The organism is Gluconobacter albidus, assembly GCF_002005485.1.
GTDB lineage: Bacteria > Pseudomonadota > Alphaproteobacteria > Acetobacterales > Acetobacteraceae > Gluconobacter > Gluconobacter albidus.
This window is the reverse complement of record NZ_CP014689.1, coordinates 1,409,762-1,424,734: the sequence shown is the minus strand read 5'-3', so window position 1 is coordinate 1,424,734 and position 14,973 is coordinate 1,409,762. Positions and strand designations below refer to the sequence as shown.

The following is a 14,973-nucleotide window of genomic DNA, read 5'->3' as shown; positions in this document are numbered from 1 at the left end:
GTTCAGACCGCCCCGAAAGGCGGCCTGAGATCAAACGAAACCGAGCAGGCGGCGCGCCGCCACACCTGGATCGGGCTCACGCAGCAGGCTCTCGCCCACCAGAACCGCACTCGCGCCCACGGCGCCGACCTTCATCATGTCATCCTGCGTCCGGATGCCACTTTCAGAGACGACCAGACGATCCGGCGGAACCAGGGGAGCGAGATCAATCGTCGTCTGGATGTCGGTCTTCAGGGTCCGCAGGTTGCGGTTGTTGATTCCGATCAGGAACGTATCCAGCGCCAGGGCGCGGTTCAGTTCGGCTTCGTCATGGACTTCCAACAGGACGTCCATGTCCAGTCCGCGTGCAATCGCAATCAGCTCAGCCGCCTGCGTTTCGGTCAGTACGGCCATGATCAGCAGAATGCAGTCTGCGCCGATCAGACGGCTTTCATGGACCTGCCATGGGTCAAGAATGAAGTCCTTGCGCAAAATCGGCAGGCTGCAGGCTTCGCGTACGGCGCGGATATCTTCCGTGCTGCCATGAAAGCACGAGCCTTCCGTCAGAACGGACAGGCAGGTGGCGCCAGCGGCCTGATAGTCCTGCGAGATCTTCACCGGATCGTAGTCCGGACGCAGGATCCCGGCGGAGGGAGACGCTTTCTTGATTTCGGCAATCAGTCCGACCTGCCGGTCCGCCGTCAGGTGCTGAAGCGCCTGTCCGAAACCCCGCGTGGGGGTGGTGACTTCCCGTGCCCGCGCCGTGATGTCCTTGAGAGACATGATCTGCGAGCGCTGCTCGACGTCCACCCGTGTACGGGCACAGATCCGGGCGAGAACGTCGCTCCGGTCTGCGGCGGTCTCCGCTTCGGGATTTTTGATGGGAGGAGTCGTCGTTTCCGGAACTTCCGGGTCAGGGAACTGTTCTGTTCCCTCGGGCGAATATGTCATCGCCGGTCGATGGTGCATGAATGTCATGATCGTCCTGCGTCTGTGGAAGCAATGGAATGGGTCGGAGAATGGGCTGACATACGCGCACGTTCCAGCGCGGCACGGGCGAGCCCACGGTCGATGGACTCTGCCGCCAGACCTACATTGCGACGGAAAGCCGGAACGTCAATCGTCCCGCCCTTCACGATATCGCCGCGTCCTGCTACATGCAGGGCGGCCGCCGCATTGAGAAGAACCGTATCACGGTAAGCGTCACCGGCGCCTTCCAGCAGAGACACCAGCGCGGATGCGTTGGTCCGGGCGTCTCCGCCACGGATGTCGGATATGGGAGCGGCTTTCAGGCCGGCCATGTCTGGTTCGATCTCAAACGAAAAAAGAGCGTCTTTTTCCCAGGCGGATACCTGAGAGGGGCCAGCAAGGGTGAGTTCGTCGCTGCCCCCTTCGGAGGTCGAGCCATGCACGACCCAGACAGACAGGCTACCTAGCGCGCCAAGTGCTCGCGCCACAGGTTCACACCAGCGACCATCAAACACGCCGATCAGTTGATGGCGAACCTGAGCGGGATTGCACAGCGGCCCGAGCAGATTGAACAGGGTCCGGAAACCAAGCGTTTTGCGCACAGGGGCCGCATGGCGCATCGCTGGATGGTGCTGGGGGGCTGCGAGAAAGACCAGATTGTCTTCGCGCAGGCGTCTGCCCTGCAGAGCCAGATCAGCGGTAGGCGGAATCCCCAACACTTCCAGCACATCTGTTGCGCCTGTGGTCGATGAGAGTGCGCGGTTGCCATGTTTGGCAACGGGAACGCCAAGACCGGCCAGCACGAAGGCCACGGCTGTCGAAACGTTCAGCGTCTTCAGACCATCCCCGCCTGTTCCGCACACATCAATCGCGCCAGCCGGAACATCCGGGAGGAGCGTCATGTGATGCCGGACGGCTTTTACAGCACCGGTTAGTTCGGCGAAGGTTTCCCCGCGCAGTTTCAGGGCTGTGAGGAAGGCGGAAAGATGAACGGGGTCGACCGTTCCCGCCATGATCGCATGGAAAGCGGTTTCTGCTTCCTGACTGCTGAGAGCCTGTCCCGAAACGGCATTGTGCAGAAGCTCTGTGAAATCAGCCCCCACTGTCAGGCGGCCTGTGATGTCGCGACCGGAATCCCGGCAATCGCCAGGAAATTGGCCAGCAGTTCGCGTCCGGCAACGGAGGCAATGCTTTCGGGGTGGAACTGGACGCCATGCACGGGATAGTCGCGATGGCGAACCCCCATGATGACCCCATCTTCCGTCCGTGCATTGACCACCAGTGTCTCGGGGATGCTGTCGGGCCGAAGCGTCAGACTGTGATAGCGTACCACATCGACGGGATCGGGCAGTCCGGCAAAAACCCCCGTCCCGTCATGGTGCACAGCGCTGATCTTTCCGTGCATCGGCACGGGCGCCCGCACGACTTCGGCACCGAAGACCTGCCCGATGGCCTGATGGCCGAGGCATACACCGAAAACCGGCACTCGCCCCGCGGCCGCGCGGATCAGATCACAGCAGATCCCGGCTTCCGCAGGTGCGCCAGGCCCTGGCGAGATTACGATGGCAGCCGGATCAAGCGCCAGAGCCTCTTCAACACTCAGCGCATCGTTGCGGCGCACGTCACACGTTACACCAAGCGCTCCCAGGTGATGGACGATGTTGAACGTGAAGCTGTCGTAATTGTCGATGAGAAGGATCATGGCAGCAGAATGACCTTCGCGTCCTTTTTCGTCAAACAACACATCGTGTGTCGGCCCTCCGTCAGGCTTTGGCTGCGGTCGCAACCGCGATTTCCGCCGCCCGGAAGAGTGCGCGGGCCTTGGCCTGCGTTTCGCGGAACTCGGCATTCGGATCGCTGTCCGCCACAACGCCGCATCCGGCCTGCACAAACATGTTTCCGTCTTTGAGAACAGCCATGCGCAGCCCGATGCAGGTGTCCATTTCACCATCCGCCCCAAAATATCCGACGCAGCCGGAATACGGCCCACGTCGTGTCGGTTCCAGTTCGTCGATGATCTCCATGGCTCGGATCTTGGGCGCGCCTGTCAGGGTTCCTGCGGGGAACGCGGCCACAAGCGCGTCCATCGCCGTGCTGCCATCCTTGATGCGGCCCGTGACGGTCGAGGAAATATGCATCACATGGCTGTAACGCTCGACGACGAACTGCTCCGGAACCGAGACGGTTCCGAGTTGCGAGACGCGACCCACATCATTACGTCCCAGATCAATCAGCATCAGGTGCTCGGCCAGTTCCTTGCGGTCAGCCAGAAGCTCCTTTTCCAGTGCGAGGTCTTCTTCTCGGTCCGCACCGCGCGGACGGGTGCCGGCCAACGGACGGACCGTAACCTCGCCAGCCCGCAGCCGCACCAGAATTTCCGGCGAGGACCCCACGAGCGCGTAGTCCTCAAGCTCCATCACGAACAGGAACGGTGCCGGATTGACGCGCCGCAGGCTTCGGTAAAGCGAGAGCGGCGAGAGTGGGAACGGCGTGGTAAAGCGCTGGCTTGGCACGATCTGGAAGGCATCGCCCGCCGCAATATAGTCCTGTGCCTTGCGGACATGGTCTTCGAACTGCTGCTGCGTCATGTTGGAGGTAGGTGCTGCCAGTTCCGTGCCGGAAGGCAGCGTCTCGCGCGCATCTCCAAGTGGCGCAGCCAGAGCGGCCCGCGCCCTGTCCAGAAGCGCATGAGCATCCGCATCCGTCGTGTTTCCACGGACCGGCACGGCCAGTGTCAGTTCGTCCCGAACGGAATCGAAGACCGCAAACAGGCGCGGACGGATCATGATCCCTTCCGGCAGGCCCAGATCATTGACCGGCGCATTCGGCAGACGCTCCATCTGCCGCACCATGTCGTAACCCAGCACCCCGAACACGCCGCCGATCATGGGAGGCATTCCGCTCGGAAGATCCATCTGGCTTTCGTCCACGATGGTCTTGAGCGTCTCGAGCGGGACCCCGTCGAGGGGCTTGCCATCAAGCGTGACCTTCCCGTCACGGGATTTCCAGACCAGATCCGGCAGCAGCGCTATAACGGAATAGCGTCCACGTGCGGCACCGCCCTCGACGCTTTCCAGCAGCAGGCGGTACGGATCATCCGACAGGTTCGACAGTCTGAGAAAAGCCGAAACAGGCGTCAGGAGATCGGCGGCCTCAATGCTGTAGACGATACCCATCAGTGCGCCCCGTTTTCTGCGGCCGGTGCGCTGGCCGGAATGGCGGCCGTCACGACCTGATTGTAAAGCGCCATATTGATACGCGAAGGAGGAACAGCCTTTTCCATCGCGGCATTCAGGACCATCGGAATATCGGACTGCATGGATTGGCGATAGTCGTCCGCCAGACGGGTTCCAAGGGACTTCAGGTCTTCTGCCGAAGCCGGACGATCGGCGGTCACGTTGACGAGCCAGAATGCATCCGGCGTTTCGAACATTCCGGTCGCACCCGGCTTGAGATCGAAGATCCCACGAAGGATGTTCTGGGGCAGGCTCTGATCGGGATGAACGCGTGAGACGCTGACGTCCTGGCGCAGGGTCGAAGCCTCCGGCTGTCCGTCCATGGCCTTGCGCAGCGTACCTGCCTTTGCGGTGCCGAACAGGGCCGTTGCGCGCAGATTGGCGGCGCGGCGCTTCTGCTCGGCTGTCCATGCCTGAACGACCTGATCGCGTACGCTGTCGAAAGGCTTGAGGGTTCCGGGGCGGACATCATCGACCAGCACTGAGAAGAAGGTGCCGTTCGGGCCGCTCACGACCGTTGGCTGGGCACCTTTGGACTGTGTGAAAACCTGCTGAACAATGGCCTGACGCAGCGCCTCGTCGCCCGGAATGGGTGCGGGCAGACCGTCCTGCGTCATACCACTGGAATCCAGCGTGCCTGCAGCCGGAACGGCGCCGAGATCGCCGGGGATCTGATCTAGCGTTGAAGATCCTGCAACCGCGTCCTGAAACTGCTTCTGGCGTGCCTGAAGAGCCTCGCTTGCTTCCTGCGTCTGGACCTGTTTTTTCAGATCGTTTTTTGCCTGCTCGAACGTCGTCATGTGAGGGGCTGCAATGGCCGTGATGTTGAACACAACCCATCCCATCCCGGTCTTTTCCGGGCCGGAAATACGGTCAGGCTGTGCAGCGAAAGCAGCCTTGGCAAGCTCGGGGTTGGGGATATCGCTCTGGCGTACCGACGGCAGGGAAACGGCTGCGGCTTCGGGGAATTTCTTCTGGATATCGTCCCATGACATTCCACCTTTCCATGCGGCCGTTGCCGCAGCGGCCTTGGTCTGGTCCGCAAATGTCAGGACCTGGAGCGTCCGCGTCTCGGGCATGTCGTAGGTGCGCGCCTGAAAATCGTACAGACGATGAAGAACGTCGTCCGGAACCTCGATCGTTTTGGCAACGCTGTCCGCTGTCATGATGACCATCTTGGCATGACGGTACTCTGTCGTGCGGAACATCTGCGGATGATTGTCATAGAAACGGTGAAGCTGTTCGTCCGTGGGAGGTGCGGTCACGGCGCCACTCGCAAACGGGATTTCCACCAGATCAAAAACACGCTGGTTTGCATCGAAAGACAGCATGCGTTCCGTCAGTGACGGGGGCGCCACAACGGCCTGCCCGATCCCCTGCAACAGGCCACGGGATGCGATATCTTCGCGGATGACCTGGATCAGTCTGCCTTCGGTAAAGCCCATGCGTGTCAGGCGCTCGTTGAAAACGCTGCGGTCGAACTTTCCGGCAGCATCATGGAAGGCTGGAATGGCAAAAATTTCCTGCCGCACCAGATCGTCGGGCACCATCATGCCGCCACGTTCGGCCGCAAGCTGGATTTCATTCTGCATCACAAGATTTTGAAGCGTCTGGCGTGCGATCTGCTCCACCTCGCTCCGCGGTAGCCTAGAGGGATCGGCAAGCCCGATCTGCTTGGCGACAGCCGGAAGCTGGGCCGAGAGCGCCCGGCTGAAATCGTCCGGCGTAACGCTCCGATCGCCGATGCGCACGATTTCGTTGGACCCGGTCGCGCCCAGATTGGAGTAAACATCTCCCACGCCCCAACCGATAAAGGCCAGAAAGATCAGCAATGCGGCGGCACGGCCGATCCAGGAGTCAACAAAAAGATGGCGGAGCGAGATAATCATGGGGTCAGGGCAGATCCGGATGACGGGATGGTACGGACACGGAAGGCCCGCTAAACTTGCCGCACCATAATGTCGTGAGAACGGCTTGACCAGAAGCAGACCGGAACGGAAAGCATCCTTTTGCGCACCGCCCGGTCCTTATGCCCCGATTGAGCGGTCATTCCGCAGATGTCGCCACGAAGGAGGAAGAGTGATCCCATCCCCAAGACTTGTCGTTGGTAACTGGAAGATGCACGGACTGCGCGAGCAGTCCACCCGTCTGGCCCGTGCCGTCGCCGAAGGTGCCCAGGCCCTTCCAGATGATGTGCGGCTCGTCCTATGCCCGCCCTTCACACAGCTTGCGAGTGTTCACGGCATCATAAATGCCGCAGGCCCTGCCGCCCCTCTTTGTCTTGGAGCCCAGGACTGTCACACAACATCGTCCGGACCGCATACCGGTGACATTTCAGCGGACATGCTGTCCGATCTGGGGGTGCAGTATGTCATCCTCGGTCATTCCGAGCGTCGTCAGGCTCATGGCGAAACCGATGCGCTGATCCGCCGGAAAGTCGAAGCCGCCGAGGCAGCGGGGCTCATCCCCGTCGTCTGTATCGGCGAGACGATGGAAGAGCGTCTCGAAGGACGCACGACCACCGTTCTGGCAACGCAGGTCGAAGGATCGCTTACGGATGACTTCAGTGGCGTCCTGGCCTATGAGCCGGTCTGGGCCATCGGCAGCGGCTCCGTTCCGCCAATTGACGAGCTCGAGCGGACCCTCTCCCTGCTTCACGGACTGTTGCAGTCGCGCCTCAAGATGGATGACATTCATGTCCCGATCCTGTATGGCGGCTCCGTAACACCGGCTCAGGCGCCGACCATTTTTTCCATCGGGTCGCTCGGAGGGGTGCTGGTGGGCAGTGCCAGTCTGGAAGCGAAGAGCTTCCTGCGCATTGCCGAATCAGCCTCTCTCCGCCTGTCTGCCCAACCACTGTCCGGACCCTATCGTTCATGACCACTCTTCTGCTTGCTCTCAACCTGCTGGTCACACTGGCGCTGATCGGGGTGATCCTCATCCAGCGCAGCGAAGGCGGTGGCCTCGGAATCGGCAGCGGCCAGGGCATGGGCTCTTTTATGAGCGGCCGCGGAACGGCAACGCTTCTCACGCGGGCCACGTCGGTTCTTGCCGGAATTTTCATGCTGCTGTGCCTGGTGCTGGCCGTTATGAACCGTGGCGCATCCTCCGGCGTCGGCTCGCGTGACATTCTGGCGCAACCGCCTGCCGCGACGCAGACGACCACAACGCCTGCGCCCACAACACCGGCAGCTCCTGCTGCTCCGGCATCCACACCCGCTCACTGAGCGACACTGAAAATCCCCGTTCAGATTTTTTAACGGGGATCTTTCTCACAGACGCGTCTCTTCGCTTCCCCTGCCCCATGTCGGCAGTGTATGAAGACCGCCCATGACGCGTTTCGTATTCATCACCGGCGGTGTGGTATCTTCTCTCGGCAAGGGCATCGCTTCAGCGGCCCTCGCTGCTCTCCTCCAGGCGCGCGGATACAAGGTCCGCATGCGCAAACTGGACCCCTATCTCAACGTGGACCCGGGCACCATGAGCCCGTACCAGCACGGTGAGGTGTTCATTACCGATGACGGGGCGGAAACCGACCTCGACCTCGGTCATTATGAACGCTTCACAGGCGTTCACGCGTCCCGTGCTGACAACACCACGACGGGACGCATTTACTCGGATGTGATCGCGCGCGAACGTCGCGGCGACTATCTGGGCGGGACCGTACAGGTCATTCCGCACATCACTGACGCCATCAAGGATGTCGTGGTCTCCGGTACTGACGATTACGATTTCGTGCTCGTGGAAATCGGCGGCACGGTTGGTGATATCGAAAGCCTTCCGTTCCTCGAGGCCATCCGTCAGCTCCGCAATGACCTTGGCCACGCCCAGACCATGTGCGTGCATCTGACGCTCCTGCCCTACATCCCGGCAGCCGGCGAACTCAAGACCAAGCCCACGCAGCATTCCGTCAAGGAACTGCAGAATGTCGGTATCCAGCCGCAGATGCTCCTGTGCCGCTCGGATCGTCCCATTCCGGACAACGAGCGTCGCAAGATCGCCAATTTCTGCAATGTCCGCCCGGAAGCCGTCATTGCGGCGCTTGACGTGGACACGATCTATGCCTGCCCCATTTCCTATCACAACGAAGGAATGGATCAGGAAGTCCTGCGCTATTTCGGCCTGCCCTATGACAGCAAGCCGGATCTTTCGCGCTGGGAAAAGATCGTTCATGCGATTCGCGAACCCGAAGCCGAAGTCCGCGTGGCTGTTGTCGGCAAGTACACGGCCCTGCTCGACAGCTATAAATCGCTGGCCGAAGCCCTGCTGCATGGTGGCATCGCCAATCATGTGAAGGTCAATCTGGACTGGATCGAATCGGAAGAATTCGAAAAGAACGGTAATATCGCCGAGCGCCTGAAGGATGCGGATGCCATCCTCGTTCCCGGCGGGTTTGGGGAACGCGGTGCGGAAGGCAAGATCCAGGCTGTCCGTTATGCCCGCGAGAACAATATCCCGTTCCTTGGGATCTGCTTTGGCATGCAGATGGCCGTGGTCGAATGTGCCCGTTCGCTTGCGGGCCTTCCCAAGGCGTCTTCCACCGAATTCGGTCCGACGGATGAGCCTGTGGTCGGGCTGATGACGGAATGGGCGCGTGGTGGCGAACTGCTCCGCCGTCGTGAAGGCGGCGATCTGGGCGGCACGATGCGTCTGGGCGCCTATCCGGCAAAGCTGGTTCCCGGCTCCCGCGTGGCTGAGATCTATGGCCGTACGGAAATTCGCGAGCGCCATCGTCATCGCTGGGAAGTCAACGCGCATTACAAGGACCGCCTCGAAAAGACGGGTCTGCGATTCTCCGGCCTCTCTCCTGACGGTGTGCTGCCGGAAGTGGTTGAATACCCGGATCACGCGTGGTTCGTGGCTGTGCAGTACCATCCGGAACTGCTCTCCAAGCCTTTTGACCCGCATCCGTTGTTCGCGGGCTTTATCGGTGCCGCCGTCAAGGAGGCTCATAGCAAGTGAGCTTCCGGATCGGAGACCTCACGGTCGGTCAGGATCGCCCTTTCACGCTGATCGCTGGTCCGTGTCAGATCGAATCCCGCGAGCACGCAACGGAGATGGCCGATGCCCTCTCCGCCATCTGCCGTGAGTTGGGAATCGGGCTGATCTATAAAAGCAGCTTCGACAAGGCCAACCGGAGCTCGGTCAATGCCGCGCGCGGAGTAGGCATGGAGGCCGGTCTGGAGATCCTCGCCGGCATCCGCGAGCGATTCGGCGTTCCCGTTCTGACGGACGTGCACACCGCCGAGCAGTGCGCACCTGCTGCTCAAGCGGTGGATGTTCTGCAGATCCCGGCGTTCCTGTGCCGCCAGACGGATCTGCTTCTGGCTGCGGGCGAAACCGGCCGTGCCATCAACATCAAGAAGGGCCAGTTCCTCGCACCGTGGGACATGGGCAATGTTGCAGCCAAGATTGCTTCAACGGGCAATGAGCGCATCATGCTCTGCGATCGTGGGACGAGTTTCGGCTACAATACGCTTGTCAGCGATATGCGCGGCCTGCCGATTATGGCGCAGACGGGCTATCCCGTTGTGTTCGATGCAACGCATTCCGTGCAGCAGCCGGGTGGCCTCGGGGCGTCAACCGGTGGGCAGCGTGAATTCGTTGAGCCATTGGCTCGCGCAGCGCTCTCGATTGGTGTGGCCGCCGTTTTCATCGAAGCGCATCAGGACCCGGACCATGCTCCAAGCGATGGTCCGACCATGGTGCCGCTTCATGAGATGCGCAGCCTCCTGACGCGTCTGAAAGCCTTTGACGCTCTGGCGAAATCCTTTCCGGCCTAACTCCCGGAAGGAGCCAGAGCCGCCAGAAACAGGCTCAGCACCGCAATAACCGTCAGTCCGGCTCTCAGCGGCAGATAGCCTGGGGGAAGCGCACCTTTCCTCCAGGCTTCCCGTTCCACCAGGAACGTCCCCACAAAACCGATGATTTCGAGGCCGAAACCGGCCCGGACATGCCCTAGAACACCGATGCAGAGGGCAAGCCATGCCCAGAGCGCAGGGCAGACACCCAGAACAAGACGCTGGCGGTCCCGCTGGGACGTGCCGCCAACAGTGATGATGTCCGGCCGCTCCATGGCCAGCCCCCAGTGTACGGCCCCCAGAAATGACAGGATGCAGGCGGCATACGTCAGGAGAATGATCTTGAGATTTGGCAGTGGCGTGAACAGCCCTGCCAGAAAGATCCATCCTCCGAGCGCCATGAAAGGGATCAGCCCGGCAATGCCAAGCACGAAAATGGGAAAAGGAAGGCGCATGTCGTCGTTGACCTCAGGGCGTGATTTTGAGACTTGAAATAGCTGTTCCATTCCGAACGGTCACGAGCCAACCCGGTTCACGTATCCCAGGAGAGCTTCCATTGAGCGCCATCGTTGATATCATCGCCCGCGAAATCCTGGACAGCCGCGGCAATCCCTCTGTTGAGGTCGAAGTCGAGCTGTCCTCCGGTGCCCGCGGCCGCGCGGCTGTCCCGTCCGGCGCTTCCACAGGTGCCCATGAAGCCGTGGAACTGCGCGATGGTGACAAGTCCCGCTATGGCGGTAAGGGCGTCCTTAAGGCCTGTAGTCATGTCGAGAACGACATTCTTGAAGTTCTTCAGGGGGCCGAATCGGAAGATCAGATCGCCATTGATAACGCGATGATTGATCTGGACGGAACCTCCAACAAGTCCCGGCTGGGCGCCAATGCCATCCTCGGCGTTTCGCTCGCCGTTGCCAAGGCCACCGCCGAGGAACTGGAACTTCCGCTGTATCGCTATGTGGGCGGCGCGTACTCCCATCTTCTTCCCGTGCCGATGATGAACATCGTCAATGGTGGCGAGCATGCCGACAATCCGATCGATATTCAGGAATTCATGATCCAGCCGGTCGGTGCGCCGACGGTTGCGGATGCCATTCGCATGGGCTCGGAAATTTTCGCACGCCTGAAGAAAGGTCTGTCCGAGGCTGGTTACAACACCAATGTCGGCGATGAAGGCGGCTTCGCGCCGAACCTGAAGTCTGCTGATGAAGCTCTTGGATTTATTGCAAAATCTGTTGAAGCTGCTGGATATCGTCTGGGCGAGGACGTGACCTTCGCGCTCGATTGCGCCGCTACCGAGTTTTACGCGGACGGTCGCTACAATCTGAAGGGTGAAGGCAAGGAATTTGATGCTTCGGGCATGATTTCCTACCTTGAAGATCTGGCGAACCGCTACCCGATCGTTTCCATTGAAGACGGACTTGCGGAAGATGACTGGGAAGGTTGGGCTGAACTGACGACCCGTCTGGGTAAGAAGCTCCAGCTCGTCGGTGACGATCTGTTCGTCACCAACCCCGAACGTCTGCGCCGTGGCATCAAGGCCGGTACCGGGAATGCGCTGCTTGTAAAGGTCAACCAGATCGGTACTCTGACCGAGACGCTGGAAGCTGTCGAAACCGCTCACAAGGCCGGTTACGCCTGCGTCATGAGCCATCGCTCGGGCGAGACGGAAGATTCCGTCATTGCTGACCTCGCGGTTGCAACGAACTGCGGCCAGATCAAGACGGGCTCCCTCTCCCGTTCTGACCGTACGGCAAAATATAACCAGCTCATCCGTATTGAGCAGCAGCTTGGCAGTGCGGCCCGCTATGCCGGTCGCAACATCCTCCGGAACTCCTGAAAATGGTCAACGGCCTCATTCCTTTCGGGAATGGGGCCGTTATTTCATGGCCGGATATGATTGATATTCATATCCTTCATTGTCTGGTCACAAATGACTGATATAAATTGAGATAGTCTCTCAGAACGGAGTTTTCACGACGTGACACTGATCCGACTTATCAAACGTGGTGTCCGCGCCGTAGCTCCTCCGGCATTTTTCCTGTCTCTCACGGTTTATTTCGGCTGGAACGCGCTGCACGGTGCGCATGGGATCCATGCCTATCAGGAGCAGACCCAGCTTCAGAAAGATGCCCTTCAGGCTAGGCAGGATGCAGACGATGAGCAGAATGTCTGGCGGCGTCGTGTTGTTGCCCTCAAGGAAAAAGCGCTGGATGCTGACATGCTGGATGAGCGCGCCCGTGCCACGATGAACCTGACGCGCAGTGGCGATCTAGTTGTCCCCTACGGACCGCATGACAAGCTGTTTTGAGCAGTCGTTGAAATAATCAGCCTTCGAGGTATAAAAAAAAGCGGCCCGAAGGCCGCTTTTTTTATGGAGACTGTTGGAACAGTCTTACTTGATCTTGGCTTCGCGGAACACGACGTGCTTGCGTGCAACCGGATCGTACTTGCGTACTTCCATCTTTCCCGTAGCAGAACGGGCATTCTTCTTCGTGACGTAGAAGTAGCCGGTCTCAGCTGACGAAACGAGCCGGATCTGAATAACGTTGCTCTTTCCCATGATACCCTCGGGCTTTCGCCATAACTTATGCCGCTCGAAGGTGTCGATGCAGCATGTTGATCTCTAGATTTGGCGCACCATGCTGATTTGTGGCTCGGAGGTCAAGGCCTTTGCGCAAGATTTAGCGGTTTTCCTGTAGTTTCAAAGAGTTTGTTGACCAGAAAATCGTGTCGGACGCCTATGGGAGAGCACTCTCTTTGCTTGTAGGGCAATAGAGAGGAACCTATAAGGAACAAATGCAGGATGACTGTCATTCTGTGCCCTGTTTTGACCTGCCTCCGCCGAGGCGCATGGGAGCGCCTGTATGCTGACCCGCAAACAGCACCAGCTTTTGCTGTATATCGACGATCATCTCCGCCGGACGGGATATTCTCCCTCTTTTGATGAAATGAAAGATGCTCTCGAACTGCGTTCCAAATCAGGCATTCATCGCCTGATTTCCGCTTTGGAGGAGCGTGGGTTCCTGCGGCGTCACCATCATCGCGCACGCGCGCTGGAAGTGCTGCGCCTGCCTCATATGGGCACCGAGGCTCCTGCCGTTACGCCGACGACAGAGGCCGCTTTCGTTCCGGCTGTTCTCAGTCAGGGGGAGACGGGTCTTGACGGGACTTTCTCCGAAGCCAGCGTCGCCAATGATCGTCAGACCATCAGCATTCCTCTTTATGGTCGCATCGCAGCCGGTTTGCCTATTGAGGCCATGCAGGATGACAGCGACAGGATTGAGGTCCCCATTTCGCTCTTGGGCACTGGAGAGCACTACGCACTCACCGTTGCGGGCGATTCGATGATCGAAGCTGGGATTCTGGATGGGGACATCGCCATTATCCGGCGACGTGAGACGGCCGAGAACGGACAGATTATTGTTGCCCTGATTGATGGCCAGGAAGTGACGCTTAAGAAACTGCGTCGTCGTGGGTCGATGATCGCGCTCGAAGCCGCCAATCGGGACTACGAAACGCGTATTTTTCCAGCGGAGCGCGTGCACATCCAGGGGCGTTTGATCGCGCTTTTCCGTCAGTACTGAAGTCTGAGATCCTGAAGGGAAATGCTGGCGGCCCAGAACCGTCAGCAAAACCTTATTTGGGGGGCAAAGACGTTCCGTGAATGACCTTTACGCTGCCATCCGGACCGATGACCGTGCTGGTGCCGTCCCCGTTCGGGATAACGATGGCTTTGCTGGGACTCTTGTTCAGAAAGCGGGCTGCGCTGTCGGGAACTGACGAAGGAAGTGTCGGAATAAGATGAGTGCGGTCTCGAGACACGCCTTGATGGGTATCAGCGCCTTCGCCGACTGAAAGGCTCTGGCCCTGCATGAGTTGCGGCCCGGATGCTCCCAGAGCTCCCTTGCCGGCGATTCCACCCATGAAATTTTCATCGAGCGCAGCGCCACCAAAATAGGTCGCCGGATCGCCTAGAGCATGGCTGAACGTACTATTGGGGTTTGCGACGTCCTTGAGCGTTGGGAGCGGTTGCGGAGCCCCCGGCCAGATGTTGCCGCTTTCGGGGAAAATTGGAGTTTCGGAATATTTTTCGCCACGCGCGCGATGAATATTCTCGCTGTCTCCATGAGGGCCGTTCGGATTATCGAGAGCCGTCCAGACCATTGTGTCGCGGATATACTTGCCCATGCCTGAACAGCCGCTCAGAGCGAGAGGTAGTGCCAGCAGAGCGGTCTTCCGCATTTCTTACTCCCACGAGATCAATCCATGACCTTTAGCGGTCCTTGTAACGAAGCGCCAGATGAAGACAGTCGAAGAACGCTACATTCTTTCGCCGTATGACGTCAGAAGCTGATTTTGGATGATTTGCGGGGTTGCCCTGCCATGATGCGGGTCAGTCCTGCGGTCAGATAACCCCAGCCACTGATGACTGTCGGAATCACGGAAAGCCAAAGGAAGATTCCGCCAATCAGCGTTGCCGGCAGGAAGGAAAGTCCCAGCATTCCTGCAGCCCCGTCTCCACCGATCAGAAAACCGATCGCTACCATCTGGATGCCGGTTTTCCATTTCGCCAGTCGTGTCGATGGGAGCGTTTCGCGCTGGGAGGCCATGTATTCGCGAAGGCCACTGACCAGAATTTCGCGGATCATGATGATGATCGCTGCATAAAGCGAATAAACCGGCAGCTGTGTCAGCCCTGCCAGAGCCAGCAGAAGAGACCCGACAAGAAGCTTGTCCGCGATCGGGTCCATCATCCGGCCCAGTTCGGAAAGCTGTTGCCAGCGACGGGCCAGTGCACCGTCCAGATAGTCCGTGATGCATGCGGCTGTATAGACCACGCAGGCGATCACATTCGCAGTCGACGAGTGCACGGAGAGCAGCACGACCAGTACGGGAATGGACGCGATACGCAGCAGTGTCAGGATATTTGGCAGATCTGTCAGCATCACAATCAGTCTAGAACAGTTTCCCTCATACCGGTATGCGCC

16 protein-coding genes are annotated in these 14,973 nt (G+C 59.5%); 7 read left to right on the top strand and 9 right to left on the bottom strand.

Annotated elements, in window-relative coordinates:
- Nucleotides 1-30: 30 nt before the first annotated feature.
- From trpC to A0U94_RS06340, 5 genes are all read right to left on the bottom strand, one after another.
- Complete coding sequence (gene trpC / locus A0U94_RS06360) at nt 31-957, bottom strand: indole-3-glycerol phosphate synthase TrpC (protein WP_077802836.1); 927 nt, start codon at nt 955-957, stop codon at nt 31-33.
- On the bottom strand, nt 954-2,057 hold the full coding sequence (gene trpD / locus A0U94_RS06355) for an anthranilate phosphoribosyltransferase (protein ID WP_077802835.1): 1,104 nt from the start codon (nt 2,055-2,057) through the stop codon (nt 954-956). Before trpD ends, trpC begins: the two co-directional genes overlap by 4 nt.
- Nucleotides 2,054-2,650, bottom strand: coding sequence for an anthranilate synthase component II (locus tag A0U94_RS06350; RefSeq protein ID WP_077803879.1), 597 nt, complete (start codon nt 2,648-2,650; stop codon nt 2,054-2,056). The genes trpD and A0U94_RS06350 overlap by 4 nt, the downstream gene beginning before the upstream one ends.
- A 61-nt stretch (nt 2,651-2,711) precedes the next feature.
- The gene (gene trpE / locus A0U94_RS06345; RefSeq protein WP_077802834.1) at nt 2,712-4,124 is read right to left on the bottom strand and encodes an anthranilate synthase component I; all 1,413 of its coding nucleotides are present in this window, start codon (nt 4,122-4,124) and stop codon (nt 2,712-2,714) included.
- Nucleotides 4,124-6,073, bottom strand: a complete 1,950-nt coding sequence (locus A0U94_RS06340) for a peptidyl-prolyl cis-trans isomerase (RefSeq protein WP_077802833.1) — start codon at nt 6,071-6,073, stop codon at nt 4,124-4,126. Before A0U94_RS06340 ends, trpE begins: the two co-directional genes overlap by 1 nt.
- A gap of 190 nt (nt 6,074-6,263) precedes the next feature.
- On the opposite strand from A0U94_RS06340, the gene tpiA reads away from it, so the two are divergent.
- The 4 genes from tpiA (at nt 6,264) to kdsA (ending at nt 9,967) form a co-directional block, all read left to right on the top strand.
- Nucleotides 6,264-7,064 (top strand): triose-phosphate isomerase, encoded by an 801-nt coding sequence (gene tpiA / locus A0U94_RS06335; protein ID WP_077802832.1) that lies wholly within the window; start codon nt 6,264-6,266, stop codon nt 7,062-7,064.
- A complete protein-coding gene (gene secG, locus A0U94_RS06330) occupies nt 7,061-7,411 on the top strand; it encodes a preprotein translocase subunit SecG (RefSeq protein WP_062032034.1) in 351 nt (116 codons plus the stop codon). Before tpiA ends, secG begins: the two co-directional genes overlap by 4 nt.
- Before the next feature lie 103 nt (nt 7,412-7,514).
- A complete protein-coding gene (locus A0U94_RS06325) occupies nt 7,515-9,146 on the top strand; it encodes a CTP synthase (RefSeq protein WP_062107911.1) in 1,632 nt (543 codons plus the stop codon).
- Nucleotides 9,143-9,967 carry a 3-deoxy-8-phosphooctulonate synthase gene (kdsA, locus tag A0U94_RS06320; RefSeq protein ID WP_077802831.1) on the top strand — a complete coding sequence of 275 codons (825 nt, stop codon included), beginning with the start codon at nt 9,143-9,145 and terminating at the stop codon, nt 9,965-9,967. Before A0U94_RS06325 ends, kdsA begins: the two co-directional genes overlap by 4 nt.
- Here kdsA and A0U94_RS06315 read toward each other — a convergent pair.
- Nucleotides 9,964-10,440, bottom strand: a complete 477-nt coding sequence (locus tag A0U94_RS06315; RefSeq protein WP_244178100.1) for a DUF3429 domain-containing protein — start codon at nt 10,438-10,440, stop codon at nt 9,964-9,966. The genes kdsA and A0U94_RS06315 overlap by 4 nt on opposite strands.
- A 101-nt stretch (nt 10,441-10,541) precedes the next feature.
- Between A0U94_RS06315 and eno the strand changes: the two genes are divergently transcribed.
- Complete coding sequence (eno, locus tag A0U94_RS06310; RefSeq protein ID WP_077802829.1) at nt 10,542-11,822, top strand: phosphopyruvate hydratase; 1,281 nt, start codon at nt 10,542-10,544, stop codon at nt 11,820-11,822.
- A 141-nt stretch (nt 11,823-11,963) separates the two neighbouring features.
- Nucleotides 11,964-12,293, top strand: coding sequence for an FtsB family cell division protein (locus A0U94_RS06305; RefSeq protein ID WP_062032014.1), 330 nt, complete (start codon nt 11,964-11,966; stop codon nt 12,291-12,293).
- Between the two features lie 84 nt (nt 12,294-12,377).
- Here A0U94_RS06305 and rpmG read toward each other — a convergent pair whose 3' ends face one another.
- Nucleotides 12,378-12,545: a 50S ribosomal protein L33 gene (gene rpmG / locus A0U94_RS06300; protein WP_011253780.1), complete on the bottom strand. Its 168-nt coding sequence runs from the start codon at nt 12,543-12,545 to the stop codon at nt 12,378-12,380.
- A gap of 304 nt (nt 12,546-12,849) precedes the next feature.
- On the opposite strand from rpmG, the gene lexA reads away from it, so the two are divergent.
- Nucleotides 12,850-13,569 (top strand): transcriptional repressor LexA, encoded by a 720-nt coding sequence (gene lexA / locus A0U94_RS06295; protein WP_062032010.1) that lies wholly within the window; start codon nt 12,850-12,852, stop codon nt 13,567-13,569.
- A gap of 52 nt (nt 13,570-13,621) precedes the next feature.
- On the opposite strand, the gene A0U94_RS06290 is transcribed toward lexA, so the two are convergent.
- Both A0U94_RS06290 and pgsA read right to left on the bottom strand, forming a co-directional pair.
- Nucleotides 13,622-14,227 (bottom strand): hypothetical protein, encoded by a 606-nt coding sequence (locus A0U94_RS06290; RefSeq protein WP_062107906.1) that lies wholly within the window; start codon nt 14,225-14,227, stop codon nt 13,622-13,624.
- 101 nt (nt 14,228-14,328) lie between these two features.
- Nucleotides 14,329-14,931, bottom strand: coding sequence for a CDP-diacylglycerol--glycerol-3-phosphate 3-phosphatidyltransferase (gene pgsA, locus A0U94_RS06285; protein ID WP_077802828.1), 603 nt, complete (start codon nt 14,929-14,931; stop codon nt 14,329-14,331).
- Nucleotides 14,932-14,973 lie beyond the last annotated feature (42 nt).